This is a genomic window from Pseudoalteromonas sp. L1 (genome assembly GCF_021728095.1).
Taxonomy (GTDB): Bacteria; Pseudomonadota; Gammaproteobacteria; order Enterobacterales; family Alteromonadaceae; genus Pseudoalteromonas.
This window is the reverse complement of record NZ_JAKKCT010000002.1, coordinates 337,658-353,795: the sequence shown is the minus strand read 5'-3', so window position 1 is coordinate 353,795 and position 16,138 is coordinate 337,658. Positions and strand designations below refer to the sequence as shown.

The 16,138-nt window shown below is 42.6% G+C and carries 16 protein-coding genes and 1 pseudogene; 8 read left to right on the top strand and 9 right to left on the bottom strand.

All coding sequences use genetic code 11. The features are described from left to right. The first annotated feature begins 67 nt into the window (after nucleotides 1-67). The 3 genes from L3V38_RS07785 to L3V38_RS07775 are packed head-to-tail and all read left to right on the top strand — an operon-like array spanning nucleotide 68 to nucleotide 4,252. Nucleotides 68-2,245: a TonB-dependent receptor gene (locus L3V38_RS07785; protein ID WP_237118990.1), complete on the top strand. Its 2,178-nt coding sequence runs from the start codon at nucleotides 68-70 to the stop codon at nucleotides 2,243-2,245. 11 nt (nucleotides 2,246-2,256) lie between these two features. Next, nucleotides 2,257-2,814, top strand: a complete 558-nt coding sequence (locus L3V38_RS07780) for a hypothetical protein (protein ID WP_237118989.1) — start codon at nucleotides 2,257-2,259, stop codon at nucleotides 2,812-2,814. Between the two features lies 1 nt (nucleotide 2,815). Then, entirely contained in the window at nucleotides 2,816-4,252 is a 1,437-nt protein-coding gene (locus tag L3V38_RS07775; protein WP_237118988.1) for a PepSY-associated TM helix domain-containing protein, read from the top strand. 181 nt (nucleotides 4,253-4,433) lie between these two features. Here L3V38_RS07775 and L3V38_RS07770 read toward each other — a convergent pair whose 3' ends face one another. Then, a complete protein-coding gene (locus L3V38_RS07770) occupies nucleotides 4,434-5,171 on the bottom strand; it encodes a DUF4097 domain-containing protein (RefSeq protein WP_237118987.1) in 738 nt (245 codons plus the stop codon). Between the two features lie 186 nt (nucleotides 5,172-5,357). On the opposite strand from L3V38_RS07770, the gene L3V38_RS07765 reads away from it, so the two are divergent. From L3V38_RS07765 to L3V38_RS07755, 3 genes are all read left to right on the top strand, one after another. Then, nucleotides 5,358-5,780: a cupin domain-containing protein gene (locus L3V38_RS07765; protein WP_237118986.1), complete on the top strand. Its 423-nt coding sequence runs from the start codon at nucleotides 5,358-5,360 to the stop codon at nucleotides 5,778-5,780. A gap of 11 nt (nucleotides 5,781-5,791) precedes the next feature. Beyond that, complete coding sequence (locus L3V38_RS07760; protein WP_237118985.1) at nucleotides 5,792-6,973, top strand: NAD(P)-dependent alcohol dehydrogenase; 1,182 nt, start codon at nucleotides 5,792-5,794, stop codon at nucleotides 6,971-6,973. A gap of 165 nt (nucleotides 6,974-7,138) precedes the next feature. Continuing rightward, on the top strand, nucleotides 7,139-8,518 hold the full coding sequence (locus L3V38_RS07755; protein ID WP_237118984.1) for a serine hydrolase: 1,380 nt from the start codon (nucleotides 7,139-7,141) through the stop codon (nucleotides 8,516-8,518). A gap of 69 nt (nucleotides 8,519-8,587) precedes the next feature. On the opposite strand, the pseudogene L3V38_RS07750 reads toward L3V38_RS07755, so the two are convergent. Then, nucleotides 8,588-8,935: pseudogene (locus tag L3V38_RS07750) on the bottom strand (cyclophilin-like fold protein). A gap of 14 nt (nucleotides 8,936-8,949) precedes the next feature. Next, nucleotides 8,950-9,441 (bottom strand): cupin domain-containing protein, encoded by a 492-nt coding sequence (locus L3V38_RS07745; RefSeq protein ID WP_105181850.1) that lies wholly within the window; start codon nucleotides 9,439-9,441, stop codon nucleotides 8,950-8,952. Nucleotides 9,442-9,617: 176 nt separating this feature from the next. Between L3V38_RS07745 and L3V38_RS07740 the strand changes: the two genes are divergently transcribed. Next, on the top strand, nucleotides 9,618-10,532 hold the full coding sequence (locus L3V38_RS07740) for an AraC family transcriptional regulator (protein ID WP_237118983.1): 915 nt from the start codon (nucleotides 9,618-9,620) through the stop codon (nucleotides 10,530-10,532). Nucleotides 10,533-10,639: 107 nt separating this feature from the next. On the opposite strand, the gene L3V38_RS07735 is transcribed toward L3V38_RS07740, so the two are convergent. From L3V38_RS07735 to L3V38_RS07725, 3 genes are all read right to left on the bottom strand, one after another. Next, a complete protein-coding gene (locus L3V38_RS07735) occupies nucleotides 10,640-10,804 on the bottom strand; it encodes an alpha/beta hydrolase (protein WP_237118982.1) in 165 nt (54 codons plus the stop codon). Then, nucleotides 10,782-11,603: an alpha/beta hydrolase gene (locus L3V38_RS07730; protein ID WP_237118981.1), complete on the bottom strand. Its 822-nt coding sequence runs from the start codon at nucleotides 11,601-11,603 to the stop codon at nucleotides 10,782-10,784. Before L3V38_RS07730 ends, L3V38_RS07735 begins: the two co-directional genes overlap by 23 nt. Before the next feature lie 196 nt (nucleotides 11,604-11,799). Then, on the bottom strand, nucleotides 11,800-12,987 hold the full coding sequence (locus L3V38_RS07725; protein ID WP_237118980.1) for an MFS transporter: 1,188 nt from the start codon (nucleotides 12,985-12,987) through the stop codon (nucleotides 11,800-11,802). Between the two features lie 111 nt (nucleotides 12,988-13,098). Between L3V38_RS07725 and L3V38_RS07720 the strand changes: the two genes are divergently transcribed. Beyond that, nucleotides 13,099-13,989, top strand: a complete 891-nt coding sequence (locus L3V38_RS07720) for a LysR family transcriptional regulator (RefSeq protein WP_237118979.1) — start codon at nucleotides 13,099-13,101, stop codon at nucleotides 13,987-13,989. 33 nt (nucleotides 13,990-14,022) lie between these two features. On the opposite strand, the gene hisIE is transcribed toward L3V38_RS07720, so the two are convergent. From hisIE to L3V38_RS07705, 3 genes are read right to left on the bottom strand one after another with little or no spacing between them, the layout of a single operon-like run. Then, a complete protein-coding gene (hisIE, locus tag L3V38_RS07715) occupies nucleotides 14,023-14,637 on the bottom strand; it encodes a bifunctional phosphoribosyl-AMP cyclohydrolase/phosphoribosyl-ATP diphosphatase HisIE (protein ID WP_054552013.1) in 615 nt (204 codons plus the stop codon). Beyond that, nucleotides 14,628-15,407, bottom strand: coding sequence for an imidazole glycerol phosphate synthase subunit HisF (gene hisF / locus L3V38_RS07710; RefSeq protein ID WP_054552014.1), 780 nt, complete (start codon nucleotides 15,405-15,407; stop codon nucleotides 14,628-14,630). Before hisF ends, hisIE begins: the two co-directional genes overlap by 10 nt. Beyond that, nucleotides 15,389-16,123: a 1-(5-phosphoribosyl)-5-[(5-phosphoribosylamino)methylideneamino] imidazole-4-carboxamide isomerase gene (locus L3V38_RS07705; protein ID WP_063707479.1), complete on the bottom strand. Its 735-nt coding sequence runs from the start codon at nucleotides 16,121-16,123 to the stop codon at nucleotides 15,389-15,391. The genes hisF and L3V38_RS07705 overlap by 19 nt, the downstream gene beginning before the upstream one ends. Nucleotides 16,124-16,138: the final 15 nt, after the last annotated feature.

Here is a 16,138-nt window from a genome sequence, read left to right as displayed (position 1 = left end):
AAGATGCAAATAAAAACAGTTATCATAAATTATAATATAATAACCTTTTCTCATCTCGGAGTTCCCAATGAATTTACATAAAAGTGCCTTAGCAGTAATGGCTGGCCTTGTTTATGTGAGTGCGCCTGTATATGCCCAAACACAACAATCTAAAGAAAACAATAATGGCGATATTGAGCATATAACTGTTAATGCATCTCAAGTTGAGCTACGCGATAGCTTTGCTGGTGGACAGGTATCTCGTGGCGGTAGAGCAGGGATCTTGGGTAACCTTGATATGATGGATTCGCCATTTAACAGCACTAACTTTACTGCTGAGCTTATTCGTGAGCAACAAGCGAAAAGTGTGGCTGATGTGTTGCAAAATGATCCTGTGGTGAGAGTTGCGAAAGGCTTCGGTAACTTTCAAGAACTCTATGTCATGCGTGGTTTCCCTGTTTACTCAGATGATATGACCTACAATGGCTTATACGGTATTTTACCGCGTCAGTATGTCGCCGCTGAGTTATTAGAACGTGTGGAAGTATTTCGTGGCGCAAGTGCCTTTTTAAATGGCGCAGCACCTGGCGGTAGTGGTTTAGGTGGCTCTGTAAACATTGTTCCTAAACGTGCAGGTGATGAGCCACTTAATCGCGTGACACTTGGTTATGAATCGCAAGGCCACATGTATGGCGCAGCCGATGTTAGCCGCCGTTTTGGTGATGAAGAAAACAGCACCGGTGTCCGTGTAAATTTAGTTCAGCGTGGCGGTGAAACCAGTGTTGATAACCAAGACCGTGACTTGACTGTCGCGTCAGTCGGAGTTGATCACCAGAGTGAGAATTTTCGCGTGTCGTTAGATTTAGGTTTTCAAGATCACCAAGTTGACGCTCCGCGTCCTGCCGTGACTCCATCAGGTGTTATTTTAGACGCGCCCGATAGCGACACTAATTTTGCTCAAGATTGGACCTACACTGATGAGCGCCAATTATTTGGGGCTGTACGTGGTGAATACGATTTTACCGATAATATCAGCGGCTGGGCCGCTTACGGTTTTAGAAGTGGCGAAGAAGATAACCGCTTTGCAAACCCAACCATGCAAGACAACGGCGACTTAAGCGCATACCGCTTTGATAATGTGCGCAATGAAGATGTGCAGTCGGGTGAAGTGGGCGTTAATATTCAGTTTGATACTGGCTCAGTTGGCCACACGCTGATTTCATCAGCATCAGTGTTTTCCCTAGAAGCAGAAAATGCGTATGCATTCTCAAGTTTTACGGGCTTTAATGCTGGCACCTTATACAGACCTGAAACTGCCGATATGCCTGATGCCGACTTTTTCATTGGCGGTGACTTAAACAACCCTTTGGTTACTGAAAAAACCGAACTTTCAAGTTTTGCACTCGCTGATATGTTGTCATTCAACGATGGAAAACTGCTTGTTACCTTAGGTGGTCGTTTGCAAAATATTGAAACCAATACCTATGATTACAATAGCGGCGACGAGTTATCAGGCTACGATGAGTCACAATTCACCCCAGTTGCAGGTGTCGTGTACAAGCCGTCAGAGCAGCTTTCGTACTATGCAAACTACATTGAAGGTTTATTACCAGGTGAAGTTGCACCTACCACCAGTGGAGGCGAAGCTGTTGTAAACGCTGGAGAAGTATTTGACCCATACCGTGCTGAACAAATTGAAGTTGGTTTAAAATACGATGCGGGCCAATACGGCGGCTCAGTCAGTGTGTTTAATACTTCAAAGCAAACATCTGTGATCAACAACAATGTATTTAGCATTGATGGCGAACAACAAAATCAAGGTCTAGAAGTCAGTGTATTTGGTATGCCAGCAGATAACCTGCGTGTGATTGGTGGTTTTACCTGGATTGACGCTGAAATGAAAAAAACGCAAGACGGCTTACTTGATGGTAATACCGCCATTGGCGTGCCTGACTTACAAGCCAACGTAAACTTTGAGTGGGATGTAACTGCACTACCAGGCTTAACCCTCGATGCTCGTGCAGCTTATACCTCAGAGCAATACGCAAGCGCCGATAACAGTTTAGAAGTTGATGCATCAAACCGCTTTGATTTAGGTGCACGTTATAACTTCTTAGTTGGTATGACTGATATAACAATTCGTGCCCGTGTCGATAATGTTTTTGACAACAACTACTGGGCATCAGTAGGTGGCTACCCAGGCTCAAATTACCTTGTTCTAAGTGAGCCTCGCACCGTTAAATTATCTGCATCATTCAGCTTCTAATAGGGTAATTTATGTGGATGTCTATCGCTGCCTTTATTGGCAGCGCAATGGCGATTGGGTTGTTTTACCGTGCTTGGCAAAGCAACCTTATAGCCTTTAAATGTATAGCCAAACTCGGTGCGCTGGCACTGATGTTTGGCTCTTTTATGTTATGGGTTCAGCAGCATGGTCCAGAATTGGGCATATGTTACGGCGTTGTAGCGTTTTCTTTGCAGGCATGGAGTTGGATTTATTTTGCTCGCCAACGTATCGATAAAGATATAAAACGCATCAGCTTGCCTTTTGTCAGCGGCATTACTCAACCTCGTTTAGTGATATGTGTTAACGCGTTAATAAAAGCCGCTGCATGTGTCGGGTTAAGTGCCGTTTGTGCCATGTTAGTGACAGTTATCTGGACCACGGCATTGAATATGAGCAAAGTGAATCAAATCGCCTTAGGTATTTATACTATGCCTATTTTATGGGGAGCTGCGGCTTATTGGTTATGTGCCGATAGCAAATTGTGGCGACCTATTTGTGTGCTAGCGGGCCTCAGTGCGCTGAGTTATTTGTTTATTTATAGTGTGTAGTATGAGTTTATCTATTTCCCCAAATGCCAATAAGAGCGCGTTAAAAAGTCATGCATGGATCGGCCTTGCAGTGAGCGTGCTGATGTATTGGGTGTGTTTTTCCGGTGCTTTGTCTGTGTTTTCTCAAGAGTTGTTACGTTGGGAGCAACCACATATTGCAGATGACTTAAATTACACACCAAGCAGTATTCAAACCGCTTATGAGCGCTTTTTAGAAATGAAAGGCGGCAGCACTGACGGTAACATTGTGGTGCGCTTGCCGACGCAAGATTTACCCCGCGCGCGTATTAGCACTGAGGGAGAGGCCTGGAATATATCGCCAACAGGTGAGTTAAGTGAACCCTCAACAACCCCCATTACAGATTTAATTGTTGATTTGCATACAGCCCTTCATTTACCTGAAGATCTCGGCATGATGATAGTTAGTACGCTTGGCGCAATCTTAAGCGCGTTAATTATTTCAGGCATTATTGCCCATAGACGCATATTTAAAGACGCCTTTCGCCTGCGTACAGGTAATAACGAGCAGCTTACACAAGGTGATTTGCACAACCGTATGAGTGTATGGGGTTTGCCATTTCACTTAATGATAGCGCTTACTGGGGTGTATTTTGGTTTAGCATCATTTCTAACCTCGATTTATGCCGACACCTTATATGACGGGAACAAAATGGGTTTATTCTCTGACATTTATGGCTCATCTATTGTTGTTGAAAATCAGCCTAAAGTGGCCGACATAGCTCGCGCTATTAATGAAATTAGAGCCATGGAGCCTAACACGCAACCTGTTTTCGTTACGCTTGAGAATGCCACCAAAGACAATCAATACATTTTGCTTGGCTCGCAGCACCTAGATAAGTTGATTTATTCTGAGCAATATCGTTTTGATTCATACGGGCAATACATAGACAAAGTAGGCTACTCAGACGGTGAAGTAGGGCAGCAGGCCATTTTTTCTGTGTACCGTATTCACTTTGGCCATTTTGGCCCTGAAGCTATGAAAATCTTTTTTGGTTTAATGGGGTTTGCACTGACCATAATCTCGGTCACAGGCATTAATTTATGGTTGGCGAAAAGGCAAAAACAAGACGCCCTCAACCAATTATGGATGGGGTTTGTTTGGGGCACCCCGATTGCGTTTATTTGTGCGGCGTTGTTAGAGCTCACGCTACATATTCCTACTAAGCCGGTATTTTGGTTGGTGTTAGTGGTTATATTAGTCGCTTCGTTAATACAAAAGATGCTGGTAAAGACGCACTTGGCTTTGCTTAACGTGTTGACGATGTTGTTAGTTATATTGCCAATAACGCACCTTTTAGTGCATTACCCTGATGCCTTAGTGCCTAACTCAATTGCCATAAATATTGCGTTTATCGTATTCGCTTTATGTGTGTGGCGATACCGTTATTCACGCGTGAAAAAAGGCTGGGATAGCTAATTAAAAAACTGTATCAATGCCCCCAATTCCAAGAGGGTGTTAGCAGCCCTTTGCTGCTGGTTTTATATGTAGTGTATTTTACCATAGGGTTTGCATGGATATAATTTAATCCCTAGGGCAGACAGAGTTAATTGTAAATGCGGTGCCTCTAATTAGCACCGCTTTTTTAGTAATACTATGCTTACATCTTGGTTTTTCCAGCAATGTTGGTTACTTTTACTGAGCCAGAACCATCACTTAGTAACTCAAAGTTTGCCGCAGTATCAACACGAATGCTTCCTGAACCATCTGAAACGACAACATCACCCGAAATATCATTTAAGTCGATACCGCCTGAGCCATCGTGTACTTCAATATTGCCCTGTGCGTTAGCAACGTTAATATTGCCAGAGCCGTCATGAATTTTAATATCATGGCTGATATTACGAACATCAATGCTACCCGAACCATCATTGATTTCTAATGTGCCTGTAATGTCATTCGCGGTAATTGAACCAGAACCATCGTTGATCACTGTATCAGCAACTTTGCTAATGATAAGTTCGCCAGAGCCATCGTGTACATCAAGATTAAATGAACGAGGGATCGAAACAGTTAAATCAATGCGAGTTTGTTTGTTAGTGTGATATTCACATTGACCTGCACTAAGCGCAGCACGCTTACCTTTAGCTTCAAGCGTTAGGCAATACTCATCATGAGGCTTTTCTTGATAAATCTCGGCCTTAACGGTCACTTGATCACTGTCACTACCGGTAATGTGTAAAAAACCTGAGCCTGCTTCTACTTTTAAAGCGCTTAATGAAGCTGCATCTAGCGTTAGGTTTTTAGTTGCTTGTAGAGGCATATCACCCCACGCAAAGGTGTGTGCTGATAATAAGCCTGCGGCAATGAGTGAGAGTGTTTTAACTGTACTTAACATGGTTCTTCCCTTTCATATGTATGGTGTTATTAGCTTAGTCGCAGGTGCTGATAAAAAAGGTTTAAAGGGTTTAAAAATTTTTTACACAAATAGGCAAGAATGCGCGAGCTTCAGGCATTTATGCTTTCTAACTATGCTTTAGACTGAAATAGTAGACGAAAACCAAAGCCAGCCAAGGAGAAACACATGAGTGATTCAGCGCAAACAAACGATATGCAAGTGATTAAGTCAGGTTCTCAAGATCCAATCGAAGGGCCAGCCGAATGCTTCACAGGTAAAGTGCAAATTAGTACTTTATTTAATGCCCCCGCACCTGCTCGCGTTGGTGTTGCTGTGGTGGAGTTTTCAAAAGGAGCTCGCACAAATTGGCATTCTCATCCACTCGGCCAAGTTTTATTAGTGACAGAAGGTCAAGGTTGGACACAGTGCGAGGGGGGTGAGAAAACAGTCATTAATCCAGGTGATTTAATTTGGTGTAATTGCGGGAAGCGACACTGGCATGGTGCGACAACAGATAGCGCAATGAAACACGTAGCAGTTCAAGAAGCACTGGATGGTAAACCTGTTGATTGGTTTGAAGCTGTTTCTGATGAAGATTATTTAGCATAAGGTACATTGAAATGTGTGACAAACATGAAACGCAAGACTTATCACGTCGTAATTTTATTAAAACAAGTTCAGCTTTAGGCGCAGGTCTTCTCTTAGGCGGCTTTGCGGCGCCTTCATTTGCAGCATCATCTGAGCAGCTTGCAAATGGCAATATAAAGTCTCGTGGCTATGCCGCTTTTGATAATTCAGGCTTATTAAAACCATGGGAGTTCGAAAGACGCCCAGTTGGCGATAACGATATTTTAATCGATATTAAATTCGCCAGTATTTGCCACTCAGATATTCATCAGATGAAAGGCCATTGGGGCGCACAGCAATACCCTCAAGTGCCGGGTCATGAGATTGCAGGTATCGTGACCGCTGTTGGTAAAAATGTGACTAAGTTTAAAGTGGGCGACCGTGCTGGTGTAGGCTGTATGGTTGATAGCTGTCTTGACTGTGATAGTTGTAAAGATCAAGGCGAGCAATATTGCCCAGAAACCAAATTCACTTATGGCTACCCTGATGAGCGCTCACCGACGGGTATTACACAAGGTGGTTACTCAAATAACATTGTTGTTCGCGATCATTTTGCAGTGCATATTCCTGAAAACATAAGTTTAGAGCATGCTGCGCCTTTATTATGCGCCGGTATTACAACGTATTCTCCGCTGCTTAAATTCAACTTGAAAAAAGGCGATAAAGTCGGTGTTGTAGGTATTGGTGGGCTTGGGCACTTAGCTGTTAAATTGGCTGCGTCGCAAGGTGCGGATGTCTACGCGTTCACTAGCTCTAAAGATAAAGTAGCCGATATTAAAGCCTTTGGCGCTAAAGTGGTTGTTGTGGATGGTGAAGACGCTTACAACGAGCATAAGTCGCAGCTTGATTATTTAATTAATACTTTGCCTGTGAAATATGATGTCGCTAAATATGCTTCATTAGTAAAACCATTTGGCACGTACACTCAAGTGGGGATGCCAGAAGAATTTTCACTAAAGATGAACGCATTAGCCTTGGCTGCAAGCCGGGTAAACTTTAATGCTTCGTTAATTGGTGATATGCAAGAAACGCAAGACGTTGTTGATTACTGTGCTAAGAATAATATTCTGCCAGCAACCGAGTTAATCAAAGCGTCTGAAATCAATAATGCATGGCAAAGTGTGGTGACTAAAAAAGCACGCTATCGTTATGTAATTGATGCCTCAACATTTTAATTTTTGTTTAGATTGAGTAAGCCAAACGCCATACTAGCTATGGCGTTTTTTATTGTTCCTTTTATATTCGGTGATTTATCGCTTAAAGAGCGAATACTGCCGTAAAAACATATCAATATTTTTTTCTTTTGCTAATTTAAACTTTTTGGCCCCCAAGGAGTAATAATGAAAAAAATAACCTTCCTGAGTACGTTGTTGTGCACCAGCTTTTTTGTTTGTAGCGAAGAAACAGATACAACCCTAAATGCTTATGCCGCTGGGTACGTCGCCAATTTTACCTGTAGTGCCACGTTTAACGCTGGTAAAAGCAAAGATCAAATCGCTATAGATGAACTTACCGGTATTTATCCTTTAATTGCAGATTCGGTAAAAACACTGAAAGCGAACATTGATAGCGAGCATAAACGAGTCACTGTTGAATACGATAACGATAAGCAACGCATATCGGTGTGGCGTCCACGTTTAGGCTGTGTTGATTTACCAGTAGGGGCAAGCCTTAAAGCTGCATCACTTGTGCAAGCGCCATTTAAAGAAAACTTAGCCTACCAAAAGGATGACGGTAAGCCTTGGCAAACGCTAAATGGTGTTAATCAAGCAACGGGCAATAAGGCACTGGATGAGGTCATTGCTCAGGCTTTTACTCGTCATTATGGTGAAGGGGCACGTACTTCGGCAATATTAATAGCCAGCCCTCAGGCAATTTTAGCAGAGCAATATACAGCCGGTTTCACCCCTGAAACCGCCCAGCGAACTTGGTCTGTTGCAAAAAGTATTGGCGCGAGCATTATAGGTGTAGCGGTAGCGCAAAAACGACTTGATGTCACTAAGCCTGCGGGGCTTGAAAGCTGGTCTCATCCGCTTGATCCGCGTGGTGAGATTACCCTTGAAAACTTACTTCACATGGCATCAGGCTTAGACAGTAATAAAGCGGGCAACCGCACAGATCGGGTGTATATGGGGGGCGGTTTAGTGTCTGACACTGCAACGCATACTGCATTAGAAGTAAAGCCAGGTAGCCGCTGGAAATATGCCAATAACGACACCATGTTAGCGCTTCGCACGTTACGAGAAACGTTCAACGATGAGGCGAGCTATTTGCGTTACCCATATGACAACTTACTCGATAAAATCGGTATGCAGCACACATTTTTAGAGTCAGACTGGCAAAGTGACTTTATTTTGTCATCGCAAGTGTGGACTACTTCAAGGGATCTTGCTCGCTTAGGGCTATTACACCTCAATAATGGCCGCTGGCAAGGGGAGCAAATATTACCAAAAGACTGGTTAAGTTATATTAGTAAACCAGCCCCTGCTCAACCCCCTGTAACGTCACCAGGATACGGCGCACAGTGGTGGCTTTATAACGAGCGTTTTCCTGAGTTACCAAACGATACCATTGCAGCGCGAGGCAACCGTGGTCAATTTTTAGTGATCATTCCAAGCGAGCAGTTAGTGATTGTTAGGCGAGGGTACGACCTTGCAGGGCTTAAAGGCTTTAGTGAGCATGATTTTGCTCGTGATGTTTTAAAAGCACTGGGCAGATAAAGTCAGGCAATAAAAAAGCTGCTTTGTGGCGTACAGAAGCAGCTTTGCTAACTGGAGAGTTAGTATCTACTACAAAGGCTCTATAGTGACATTCGCTTGGCCTAAACTTTTAAAAAACTGACTATCGCCCGTTATTTTGCCAAGTTTTATCAGACCATTTGCATAACTTTGCTGCTTATAAAAGAGCGCAAGGTTACCCTAAGGTGCGTAATAAGTAATGTCTCCTGCGTCGGCATCGGTGCCAGCAGGTAAGCCTTGTAGATTTAATTTCTCTGGTAAAGTGGCAATTTTCTCAGCATTAGCGAAGTCTTCTACTTTTAGAGTCAGTGGTAGAAGTTGGTAAAAATGCTTAGCGGCATTGTTACTTTCTAGAGTCGCTTGCATAGTTTTGCCGTTACTGGTGAACTTTATTTGCATTTCACTTACCATCTTTACTGCTTTTTTAAATATTGCTTATCTGTTACTGGCTCTAACCAATCAACAACCTTACCGTCTTTTGACTCTTGAATAGCTAAGTGCATCATGGCTGTTTTATCTGTAGCGCCGTGCCAATGTTTAACATTAGCTGGGATATGTACAACATCACCTGGTTTTATAACCTGAGGTTGTCCATGCCACTGATTAACCCAACCCATACCTGATGTAACAATTAAGGTTTGGCCAACAGGGTGAGTGTGCCAGTTTGTTCGAGCGCCGGGCTCAAAGGTTACCATGGCACCAGCGGCTTTCGCCTCGCCATGAGCTTGGAAACTAGGCTCGACGCGTACTTTGCCCGTGAAATACTTGTCGAGCCCAGTCATTGGGTACTGAGTGCCATTTTTTTGCACTGTGATTTGCGGTAATTCTAAACGTTGTGAAGAGGCGTTTTCTGCATGACTAAATGCGCTCATCGTTAAGATAAGGGTGCCGATAATATACTTCATACTTTTCTCCATGTGTTTGTAACCGAATGAATCTTCATTTTGGCTAATAATTGTGCCTTTAAAAAGTACAATGCACGCAAGTTATTGCCTATTAGTCCGAGGTGGCAAATTTATTACTAGTCAATATTGTATAACCGAGCGTATAGTTAAGTATCTTAAATTTAATAAGGTTGGTTATGCATTCAGATCATGAAGCTGTTGCTAAAATGAGCGCCGCTTTAGCAGATAAAATTGCACCACTTATCGGCCAGCAAGAAACCGCTGATAGTGTAATTGAGGATTTGTTTTTTTATCGACAAACTCAGGCCGCCACCTCTTGTTCTATGTGTGTGGTTGAACCAAGTATTGCACTGGTTTTACAAGGGGCGAAAAGCATGACCTTGGGCGAAGATGTGTTCAAGTATGACCCACACAAGTATTTGATTACTTCTATAGATTTGCCAGCAAAAATGCAAGTCCTTGAAGCGAAAGACGACGCACCTTATTTAGGTTTAGTGTTAAAGCTTGATTTGGCTATGTTAGGTGAACTGATTTCGCAAATACCGCTCGACAAATTAAACAAGCAATCACTCAATAAGGGAATGACCTTAGGTGAGATGACAGAGCCGCTACTTAACGCTTTTACACGATTAATTGAGCTGGTTGATGATCCTGAGTCTATGCCAGTGCTGGCGCCATTAATAAAGCGCGAAATTTTTTGGCGTGTACTTAACAGTGAGCATGGGGCGGAGCTTCGCCATATAGTGTCAACAGGTAGCCAAGGACTTAGAATTGCACGTAGTGTTAAGTGGTTAAAAGAAAACTATGATCAACCCTTGAGTGTAGAGGACTTAGCGGGTCTTGCGAAAATGAGTAAATCGACTTTCCACCATCATTTTCGAGATCTAACTTCAATGAGTCCGTTGCAATATCAAAAGCGTTTAAGGTTAATGGAAGCAAGAAGGTTGATGGTTGGCGAGAGTATGGACGCGTCAGGTGCTGCTTTTAAGGTTGGCTACGAAAGCCCCTCACAGTTTTCTCGCGAGTATTCCCGGTTTTTTGGTTTATCACCAAAACGAGATGTTGAAGCTTTTTTAGCAACGGCTAAATAGCCGGCTACTTATAATACCAATGGGCAATAATAGTTAATTAAGCGAATTGATATAAAAAACGAATGGGCATATCCCTATGTCCCATTCGTTACCATGACACGTTTTAGTTAAAGACTTGCTGTGAAAAATTCAGCAATTTTAGTGAATGGAATTAAACCCACATCATCATATAAATCAACATGACCTGCATTTGGTACAACCAATAATTGTTTAGGTTCAGCAGCTAAATCATAGGCTTGTTGGCTAAACTCAAATGGAGTGAGCGTGTTCACCAGCAACAAACAGTAATGGACGTGGTGAAATAGTCTCAATATCGTTAAATGGATAAAAGTTCATAAAACGCACATTGCTGCTTAATGTTGGGTGTGTTGTTAAATCTGCTGATGAGCGCTCTGGTGTATATTCACCACGCTCAGTGCGGTAAAAGTCATAAAACTCTTTTGCAATTGGGTGTGAGCTTTCATCAATGTGATGCGGGCAGCCGCCGGTGTATTGTACTTCGCCACCAAGGTACTCAACATTACGTTGCTCTGCAGCCTCATCGAGCATATCTTTACGCATATCAAGATCAATAGAGTTGCCTAAACCATTGCGCGTTGCGCCACCCATGTCATACATACTCACTGTTGCCACAGCTTTGATACGTGGGTCAATTTTTGCGGCACTAATGATGAAACCACCACTACCACATACACCTAAGCCACCAATACTTTCTTTGTTGACGTATGAACGGCTAGCAAGGTAATCAACACCCGCACTGAATGACTCTGCGTATAAATCAGGTAGTACAGTATTACGAGGTTCGCCGTCACTTTCGCCCCAGAAGCTAAGATCAACTGCTAAAGTTACAAAGCCTAGCTCTGCAAGTTTAGTTGCATATAAAGTAGCACTTTGCTCTTTTACCGCACCCATAGGGTGACCAATTACAAGTGCCGGAAGATGCGCACCTTTCTCTGCATTTTTAGGTGTAAAAAGATTACCGACTACATTCATTTGTAATTGGTTTTTGAAAATTACTTTTTCAAAGTTAACAGCATCGCTTTGGTAAAAATTATCAGTTGAGGTTGTCATAACACTCTCCTATTTTTTGATTAACAGGGACTGCAATTTGTTTTCACAATGCAGCTTTGATGAGGTTATTGTCGGTTATTTGTGCAGTTTGGCGTTATATTAGAACAGTCGATTTATTGCCTAAAAGTGTCGAATGTATTTTTAGGTGCTTAAAATGAACATTAGGTAGCCCAAGTATGAGCTACCTAATGGCTTTTTAGGGTGTTTTTATAGTGAAATAGCTGGTAATGGCAGCAATCAATAAAATAAATGCACTAACAAAGAAGGTAATAGAGTAGTCATAAACATCGAATAATATACCGCCAACCGTTGAGCCTAGCGCTATCGAAAACTGAATCATTGCGACCATCAATCCTCCTGCAACTTCAGCATCTTTTGGTAAAGCACGAGCTACCCAGCTCCACCAAGCAACAGGCGCTGCAGTTGCAATTAACCCCCATAATCCAAGTAATACGATGTTGATGTAAAAAAGGGATATTTGATTAGCTAAACAAAATGCAATTAAAGCCATAACCGCAGGAGCAGCTATTAATGCAAACGCTAAACTGAGTTCTATGACCTTGCTGATCAATAAGGTGCCAATAAAGCCTGCAAAACCAATAACAAATAACACCATAGAGACTTGTTGGCTGGTGGCTTGAAACGCTGACTCTAAAAAGGGTCTTACATAGGTAAATAAAGTAAATTGCCCCATAAATAGCAGCGCGACAGCTAGCATACCAAAACAGACAAGTGGCTTTTTAAATAACTTAAATGCAGAAAAAGGCCCTTTTGATTGCTGCTGGGCTGGCATGCTAGGCAATGCGTGCCATTGCCAAAATACAGCAATAGCAATAAATGGCACTAAACACATAAACGCACCTCGCCAGCCAAGAACACTGCCTAAGTAACTGCCAAGTGGTGCTGCAATTATCATGGCAAGACCATTGCCACCATTAAATACTGCCAGTGCTTTAGGCACTTTGTCCTCAGGAACTAAGCGCATTGCAGAAGCAGTTGAAAGTGACCAATAGCCACCAATGACTAAGCCGATTAACGCACGACCAAGCATATAAACAGTGTAACTATCAGCTACAGAGATTGTTAAAGTTGACAGTAGCATTATCAAGGTCAGAGCGACTAGTAAGGTCTTTCGGTCACTTTTAGCAAATAAAGGACTCATGAATAGACTCGTGATCACCGCAAAAAAGCCCGATATTGCTAACCCCTGACCAACCATGCCTTTACTAATTGATAAATCTTCAGCCATAGGTGTTAATAAGCTTACAGGCATAAACTCGCAGGCGATTAAGGCGAAAATACATAATGTCATCGCAAAAACCCCACTCCAATTAGCTTGCTGCTCCATAGGCTGATCATCTTGATAGGTTGAGTAATTTGTCATGCTAGTCCATACAGTTAAATGTGATGGAGTATTTTTTCAGACATAGGTTGAATAGACTAGCTAATGAATACTAATATGCTTTATTAGTAATACTTATTAATAGGCTGATGGATGATCAAACAAAACCTCAATGAATTGAACTATTTTGTCATTGTGGCAAGAACTGGCAGTTTTACGCGTGCTGCTGCGCAGTTAGGAGTAACTCAGTCAGCTTTGAGTCAGACTATTCGTTCACTAGAAGCAAATTTAGATATTCGTTTGTTAACCAGAACAACTCGAAGCGTATCGCCTACACTCGCCGGGGAGCGTTTACTCAATGCAATAGGGCATCGTTTTGATGATATTGAAAATGAGTTAGAAGCGTTAACTGAACTCAGAGACAAACCTGCGGGTACGGTAAAAATTACTTGTGGTGATTTTATCATTCAGAACACATTACTCCCAAAACTGGCCAATGTATTAAAGCAATACCCCGATATTAATATTGAATTTAATGTTAACTATGGCTACACAGACATTGTTGCTCAGCGTATCGACGCTGGCGTTCGTCTTGGCGAAACTATAGATAAAGATATGATTGCAGTGCCTATTGGTAAAGAGCTCAATATGGCAGCCGTTGCAAGCCCTGAGTATTTTGCTAAGCATCAAAAGCCTAACACGCCAAAGGATCTTACTGCACATAATTGTATCAACATTCGTTTTCCGACCCATGGCGGTTTGTATGCGTGGGAGTTTGAAAAAGAGGGTGAAGAACTTAATGTGAATGTACGCGGTCAATTAATCTTTAATACCTCTCATCATATTGTTGAGGCGGCGTTACAGGGGTTAGGTATTGCGTTTCTACCTGAAGAAGAGTTCGGTGAGCATATAAAAAATGGTAATTTAATTAAAGTGTTAGCTGATTGGTGCCCCGCATTTCCCGGTTATTATTTGTATTACCCGAGCCGTAGACAACCGTCTCCGGCATTTAAAATTGTGTTAGAAGCGTTAAAACAGCAATAGAGTGCGGTATTTAGATGCCACACTCTATATTTATTACTTATGGCGGCCTTGTAAACAGCTAACCACATCAGCCAGCGATAGGCCCTGGCGCTGTAATAACACAGTTAAGTGATACAGTAAGTCTGCCGATTCATTGGTTAATTCATCGTTATCATGTTTCATGGCTGCAAGGGCAACTTCAACACCTTCTTCACCTACTTTTTGGCAACTACGGCTTAAGTCTTTTGCAAACAAAGACGCTGTGTAGCTTTTGCTTGGATCGTCGTCTTTACGCGAGACAATCACTTGTTCAAGCTCAGCTAAAAACGACAAGCTAGGTTTAGCATCATCGCCGAAGCAGCTTTGTGTGCCTAGGTGGCATGTTGGCCCAAGTGGGTTTGCCAGCACTAATAGTGAGTCGTAATCGCAGTCGGTATGCACCGAAACGACTTCAAGGTAGTTTTCTGATGTTTCGCCTTTGGTCCATAAACGCTCTTTAGAGCGCGAGTAAAAGGTTACTTTTTGTTTGTCGAAAGTGGCAGCTAATGCGTCTTGATTCATAAAGCCTTGCATTAAAATCACCCCAGAGCGCGCGTCTTGCACGATAGCTGGGATCAATTCGCTTTTGGCAAAGTCGACTTGAGAAAGAGTGTCTTTGGTTAATTGCATAGTCTTGCCGCTACATTATTATCAGTTAAAAATTGTTTTAGTTCGCCAATATCAATGACGTTCTTGTGAAATACGCTGGCAGCGAGCGCGCCATCAACTTGGCTTTGTTGAAATACATCAACAAAATCTTGCATCGTCCCTGCGCCACCCGAAGCAATCAGAGGAATATCGCACAGTGCACGCATTTTTGATAGCTGAACATTGTCGTAGCCTTTACGCACGCCATCTTGGTTCATGCAATTGAGTACGATTTCACCAGCACCGAGATCTTGCACGCGTTTAACCCATTCTTCGGTTTTATAGCGAGTACGGCTTGATGCATTTGGATCACCTGTTAGTTGGTACACTAAATATTCGCCAGTGTTTTCATCATAAAAGCTATCAATACCCACAACCACGCATTGTTTACCAAACTCATCGTGTAATTCTTTGATTAGCTCTGGGCGAGCAATTGCAGGGCTGTTAATACTGATTTTATCTGCGCCACGCTCTAAAACACGTGCTGCATCGGCAACAGATTTAATGCCGCCCGCCACACAAAATGGAATATCAATATGGCGCGCAATGTTCTCTACCCAATTGACATCAAGAAGGCGTTTTTCGACGCTGGCACTGATTTCATAAAACACCAGTTCATCCGCACCGGCATCGCTGTAAGCTTTAGCAAGCGTTAAAATATCACCAACCACTTCATGGCCTTTAAATTTAACACCTTTAACGACTTGGCCGTCTTTTACATCTAAACAAGGAATTATGCGTTTTGATAACATGCTAGCGCCTCCTCAACATTAAAGGCACCATCGAGTAATGATTTACCTAAGATTACACCGCCAACACCCAGTTTTTTCAGCTTTGCAATATCATCAAGAGAGCTTACACCGCCTGATGCTTGAACTTTAATCTCGCTGTTGTGGTTGGTTAAATCTTCATAAAGAGCAAATGAAGGGCCAGTCATGGTGCCGTCTTTACTGATGTCAGTACACAGAAAATCAACCACACCAAGTGCCACGTAAAAATCAACAAGTTCGAACAAACCAAACTCAGATTCACTTAACCAACCATGTGTTGCTGGTGCCCAGCCGTTGTCAGTTTTATTAACATCCAGTGCGATAACAAAGTGAGAGCTGCCAAACTTTTCAATCCAAGCCTTTACTTGCTCGCGCTTTTCAACAGCCATTGAGCCAATCACGACTTGGTTAGCACCGGCTTCAAGCCAGTCAGCAACATCTTGCTCAGAGCGAATACCACCGCCCACTTGATAAGGCACATTAAGCGCTTTGGTTGCAGCTTGAATATGCTGCCACTGTTTTTTATTTGGATCGCGCGCGCCTTCTAAATCAACTAGGTGCAGTTTACCTGCGCCGCTATTTGCGTACTCTTGTAAGCGGGCGCCAAGTTCGTAAGGGTAAAATTGTGCGGTATCATACTTACCTTGGTATAAGCGCACAATTTGGTTTTGTAATACATCGAGTGCTGGAATAATCACGTTTATTTCTCTTAT

Coding starts and splice junctions, on each gene's coding strand:
- L3V38_RS07740 (WP_237118983.1), top strand. CDS start 9,618: ATGCATTCAGATCATGAAGCTGTTGCTAAAATGAGCGCCGCTTTAGCA.
- L3V38_RS07775 (WP_237118988.1), top strand. CDS start 2,816: ATGAGTTTATCTATTTCCCCAAATGCCAATAAGAGCGCGTTAAAAAGT.
- L3V38_RS07785 (WP_237118990.1), top strand. CDS start 68: ATGAATTTACATAAAAGTGCCTTAGCAGTAATGGCTGGCCTTGTTTAT.
- L3V38_RS07725 (WP_237118980.1), bottom strand. CDS start 12,987: ATGACAAATTACTCAACCTATCAAGATGATCAGCCTATGGAGCAGCAA.
- L3V38_RS07730 (WP_237118981.1), bottom strand. CDS start 11,603: ATGACAACCTCAACTGATAATTTTTACCAAAGCGATGCTGTTAACTTT.
- L3V38_RS07755 (WP_237118984.1), top strand. CDS start 7,139: ATGAAAAAAATAACCTTCCTGAGTACGTTGTTGTGCACCAGCTTTTTT.
- hisIE (WP_054552013.1), bottom strand. CDS start 14,637: ATGCAATTAACCAAAGACACTCTTTCTCAAGTCGACTTTGCCAAAAGC.
- L3V38_RS07765 (WP_237118986.1), top strand. CDS start 5,358: ATGAGTGATTCAGCGCAAACAAACGATATGCAAGTGATTAAGTCAGGT.
- L3V38_RS07720 (WP_237118979.1), top strand. CDS start 13,099: ATGATCAAACAAAACCTCAATGAATTGAACTATTTTGTCATTGTGGCA.
- L3V38_RS07770 (WP_237118987.1), bottom strand. CDS start 5,171: ATGTTAAGTACAGTTAAAACACTCTCACTCATTGCCGCAGGCTTATTA.
- L3V38_RS07760 (WP_237118985.1), top strand. CDS start 5,792: ATGTGTGACAAACATGAAACGCAAGACTTATCACGTCGTAATTTTATT.
- L3V38_RS07780 (WP_237118989.1), top strand. CDS start 2,257: ATGTGGATGTCTATCGCTGCCTTTATTGGCAGCGCAATGGCGATTGGG.
- hisF (WP_054552014.1), bottom strand. CDS start 15,407: ATGTTATCAAAACGCATAATTCCTTGTTTAGATGTAAAAGACGGCCAA.
- L3V38_RS07745 (WP_105181850.1), bottom strand. CDS start 9,441: ATGAAGTATATTATCGGCACCCTTATCTTAACGATGAGCGCATTTAGT.